Here is a 4,364-nt window from a genome sequence, read left to right as displayed (position 1 = left end):
TACGGCGAATAAGTGCTGGGCAAGCGGTTGTAAATGCGTGTTGGCATACAAAATACCGTCTATTGGTTTACTGGCATCCCTATCCATATAAAACTCCTTTTCTCTAACAACACTTTACATACAAACTCCTTTTTAGCAATAACTTTAAAGTCATAAACTACAACAATATGCCCGTAGATAATCACTAACACCAAACGCTCGCGCTTCTTTAAAACAAGATCTGAAACTTACCGGAGATTCCAAAGCGACAAATGCATTTAAAACACATCAATTAAAAGTAAATTTAGCAATTAAACAACAATGAAGATTCTAAAGGGCTGTAATATTTAAAATATACTAAGTTACTCAAATTAACTTACGAAAATCTAAGACAAAGTTCTTGAGTGCGCCAAACACGCCCCATGGCGGCCGTGATTGGCATTAAAAACGATAACGACTCGTTATGATTTTTTAATCATAGCTTGAAAACAGTTTTTAGCTGAATCTTCAAATATCCCACCCTGAGGCACCCAACCTTCTTTTATCAATTTGTTTACTTCTTCGACCAAGCCCTTGTAAGAAAGGGTTTTAACTAACTTGTATTCCATGATGTTCCTATTTATATATTAAAATTTAGAAAAAATATTAAATTTTTTGAAAATATATTAAAGGGTTCCTAACTGTTCAGCAAGATAACCTACAACAAACAATTGCTTCGCAAGCATTTGCAAATAGTTATTTGCATAAAAACACTGCCAGAGATCCACAATATTTCCCAGACTTTATAGACATAATGACTCCACACGAAGTGCTGACCTCCGAATTCGTGGGTTAGTTTCGCAACCAGAGCCATACTGTATTTGTTGAATATACAAAATCGGAGGTCAGCATGGTTAACAATAGCATAACTTTTATTGGCTTAGATACTCACAAAGAGTTCTTTGAAGTGGCCTATATCGAAGACAATCGTGAAGCCAAGCCTGTTAGTCTCGGACGCATTAACGGCACCAAACAAGCACTGCAAAAGCTAGTACGCCAGTTCGAATCTAAGCACCCCGGCAGTACGCTGCATTTTGTCTATGAAGCGGGCCCGTGTGGCTATTGGATTTATCGTTTTCTAACCAGCCTTGGTCATTGTTGCTATGTCGTCGCCCTGTCGTTAATTCCTAAAAATATTGTCTTTTGCTATAATCAAAACCATCTCACTAAAACGGCTTTATTACCAAGCAAGGCATAGATCCAACCATCATTTATTAGAGGTCGCTGAAAATGCCCCATGAAAGTAAATTTGTAACTAAAAACCTTGATGTACTGGCCTTGTCTGAAGAAGTTGAGCGCGACAGCCAATCTGGGAAGTTAAACCGTGAGTTGCTGGTTCAGGGGCAGACGCTCTATGGCAAGAATTCTCTATTCCCTGAATATTTCGAACGCATCACGCCTGATGGCAAAAAGTCTCTCGGCTATTGGCGCAATTATGAATTCAAACAAGTCATCAAAACTGACTGGCAGATTTTATCCAGCTCGGTTATAAAAAATGTCAGATAGTCAGACCAATCCAAATAAATCGACTTAATGACGTTAATTAAATGGACTAGACTTCCTTGCTTTAGCTAGTCGACCCATTTAACTATTGCGTTTGTAAGGTGTCCAAAAGTGTTGGTAAGGATCAGTACGGATCAGTTAGCGTCCCAGCGAGTGAAGCAAGGGCCTTGAGTAGTTTGTTATAAACCCGAGCTCTACTTATTATTTTTAAAATCATACTGAGCTTTTACGTCATCTAACAAATATTTTGCATCGCTAACTATAAGTTGTTGGGCCTCACTCGTTTTCAATTCAAAGACATTTTCAATGCCTTCTTCGAGTAAGTGATTTAGTTCATGGTCATCACAAGTTTTAATCCATCTTCCTTGACCTAAAGCCGTAACTTGCTCGTTAGGTTGCAAAACGCCTTCTTCAAATTTTAAACATTCAGCGTAGACACCAATAAATCGCTTTGGCTCAGTGCCTATAGATTTTAAGGCCAACGCACGGTTTTCGTTTTCCTCTTTTGTCAGAAACCCACCACTATCTTTCATGTAAGTACTCTCATCATGCACTTTATCTACATGTACAATTACTTTTGCCTCATTCGTGCGGATTAAAGCCAGAGCATCCTCACACTTTATTAAAAATGGTTTTGAAGTTTCTACATATTTTGAAGTTTGCCACGCTTCCTCTGTCCTAGAGCGAGCATTAACTCTTTGCACCTTTTCTAAAAATCTGAACGTGTAGGCAGAACATTCTCGTTGGGTTAAGGGGGCAATTAGTGGATTAGCCAAAGAAACAAGACTCCCCTGAATTCGCACAATATCATTATCTTTACAGTTGGAAATTCTAGATCTAGCCTTCTGTTTAAATGTTTTGATTAGTTTTCCTCTGCCCCAGAAAAAAGAATAGATTTTGAGGAGTGACATCGGAATCAAAACAACGCCGCTTAGGAGAATTAGCCATCGATTAAGTTCAGATGCCCATAGATTACCAAACCACACGGAGTGCTCTGAAAGTTCCCACCCACTAAACGCAAGTAGAAAGAACAAACTAAAGCCTATGAACATACCCAAGTAATGTCTTACGGTTTCGTTAACTTTCAAGAAAAGTCCTTGTTAAATGAATCGGAATCATCCCTTGAGGGTTTATAACGCCCCGCGCATGCGCTCGAACGTGTGAGCGCCGCAGTGGCAGCAGGCTCCGAATGACGAGGTTTGTTAAGCTTTTTCTGCGCCATGACACTGCCCAGAGATAAAACTCAACAAAGTGCTCGATATTGAAGCTTTGAGCCAGTCAGGGCCAAAATCTGTCATATCGTTATGTTTAGAATTTGCGATTTGCACAATACAAGCATCAAACATCACCATCTCCTGCTCTGTGTACAGTACACCTTGATCAGCTGGAAAATCGGCACCGCGGATAGATAGGATGGATAGAGAACCAGATCTAGGTAAAGGAACACGGCGGTGGTCTAAGGTTATGAGTGTCCCAGCAAAATCCACACCTTCGTTAAGCAACCAACTGGAGATATCGCCACCGTTCGAATGACCAACTAAGGTTAACTTATTAAAATCGTAACCTGAAAACTCAGACTGTAGCTGAGCACGGATAAATTTCAGGGTTATAGCGCCTCGCTTCCAATTTTCACTTCGCTCAGTATAAAGATGGCCTGTTACTGCAAGAGATGGATCGTCCGGCAGCTCATGCTGAATAGCCACAACAAGGTAACCTGCTTTATTCAAAGCACCTGAGATGAATGAATACTTATCGTAAGCCACTCCATAACCTGAGCTTAAAAAAGCGACAGGACATTGATTTTCAGCACTACACGAAGAGACGCCCATCGGAAAGCTAATTTGAATTGGAATACCCCTTTGCCTCTCAGCATCTTTAATAACACGATACTCAGAAGCAAATACTGGGTTAGCCAACAAAATGAGCAGAACTAGAAATCTCAAATGTATGATCCAAAAAGCTTAACGCCCGCAACACACGCGAGTAACTTGTTGCGAGTCGAGGGCCGAAGGCCCGATGTGATTGCGATTGTTAGGCATTTACAACACCTGAACTTTTTGCTGCTTGTTTGCCTAGCGCAAAACCAAACAAAAGCGCAATAAACATAGTTATATAATCAATTTCCCAACCGCCCAAAAGAGCCTCACCAGCTAGTAAAAACAGAATACATGATGCAATTAAAGAACTAAGCAAAACAACTATAAGTGCATGTATAAGAGCAAATTTTTCCTGATTTTTCACTAGGAAATAAATGATCGTTGCTTCAACAATCATAGAAAGGAAAATAAAGCTCCAGTAAATTGAGCTCGGAATAATCTCACCAGCTGAATCATAGCGCCCCATTACATAACCCAATGGCACTCCCGAAGCAGCCGAACAGATAAAGTAAATCACTGTGTATTTAGCAATTCGTGCCCAGTTCACTTAACATCCTTTTAAATGCCTAACGCCTCATTAAGAGGAAATTTATAGTTGGCTAAAATGTTGAACGCAGTGAAAACAGCCAACTGTAAATTTTCCTGCTTTAATGCCTTGTTAGGTTTCGGCTACACCTAGCTATTTGATTTACCTATATTAAGCTCTAAATTATCAGGCTTAATTGATACATTTGGCAATTCAATTTCATCTAAGTGTTTGTGATAGCCGTCGACATCACAGTTAGCTACCTCAATTAGTTTTGAAGCTAAAGCCAATAAGCCGCCTTTGTCACCAGACAAGTAAACAGTGTTGTTATTAACATCCACCTCAACGCAACCATTATGTTCGTTTTCACTAAACGGAATGCCGCTTTTATTGATAACAAATTTGTGGGTAAACTCAACTTCTTTCATTAGAAACCTAAC

6 protein-coding genes and 1 pseudogene are annotated in these 4,364 nt (G+C 39.7%); 2 read left to right on the top strand and 5 right to left on the bottom strand.

Features of this window, described 5'->3' with window-relative positions:
• Positions 1–440 precede the first annotated feature (440 nt).
• The gene (locus tag JAO78_RS16445; RefSeq protein WP_226752449.1) at positions 441–587 is read right to left on the bottom strand and encodes a hypothetical protein; all 147 of its coding nucleotides are present in this window, start codon (positions 585–587) and stop codon (positions 441–443) included.
• A 281-nt stretch (positions 588–868) separates the two neighbouring features.
• Here JAO78_RS16445 and JAO78_RS16440 point away from each other — a divergent pair.
• A pseudogene (locus JAO78_RS16440) lies at positions 869–1,150 on the top strand (IS110 family transposase); the annotation flags it as partial.
• 98 nt (positions 1,151–1,248) lie between these two features.
• Positions 1,249–1,524: a hypothetical protein gene (locus tag JAO78_RS16435; protein ID WP_226752448.1), complete on the top strand. Its 276-nt coding sequence runs from the start codon at positions 1,249–1,251 to the stop codon at positions 1,522–1,524.
• Between the two features lie 191 nt (positions 1,525–1,715).
• Here the strand turns inward: JAO78_RS16435 and JAO78_RS16430 are convergent, their stop codons facing one another.
• From JAO78_RS16430 to JAO78_RS16415, 4 genes are all read right to left on the bottom strand, one after another.
• On the bottom strand, positions 1,716–2,609 hold the full coding sequence (locus JAO78_RS16430; RefSeq protein ID WP_226752447.1) for a hypothetical protein: 894 nt from the start codon (positions 2,607–2,609) through the stop codon (positions 1,716–1,718).
• A gap of 114 nt (positions 2,610–2,723) precedes the next feature.
• A complete protein-coding gene (locus tag JAO78_RS16425; protein WP_226752446.1) occupies positions 2,724–3,464 on the bottom strand; it encodes an alpha/beta hydrolase in 741 nt (246 codons plus the stop codon).
• Between the two features lie 88 nt (positions 3,465–3,552).
• Positions 3,553–3,945 (bottom strand): hypothetical protein, encoded by a 393-nt coding sequence (locus tag JAO78_RS16420; RefSeq protein WP_226752445.1) that lies wholly within the window; start codon positions 3,943–3,945, stop codon positions 3,553–3,555.
• Between the two features lie 128 nt (positions 3,946–4,073).
• Positions 4,074–4,364: Imm32 family immunity protein (locus JAO78_RS16415; RefSeq protein ID WP_226752444.1), on the bottom strand; the 291-nt coding region annotated here is incomplete at its 5' end.

The sequence above is a fragment of the Alishewanella maricola genome, assembly GCF_016343785.1.
In the GTDB taxonomy this organism is placed as follows: domain Bacteria; phylum Pseudomonadota; class Gammaproteobacteria; order Enterobacterales; family Alteromonadaceae; genus Alishewanella; species Alishewanella maricola.
Note: the sequence above shows the minus strand (reverse complement) of the source record. Positions and strands in the feature narration are given on the sequence as shown.

Coding starts and splice junctions, on each gene's coding strand:
- JAO78_RS16445 (WP_226752449.1), bottom strand. CDS start 587: ATGGAATACAAGTTAGTTAAAACCCTTTCTTACAAGGGCTTGGTCGAA.
- JAO78_RS16435 (WP_226752448.1), top strand. CDS start 1,249: ATGCCCCATGAAAGTAAATTTGTAACTAAAAACCTTGATGTACTGGCC.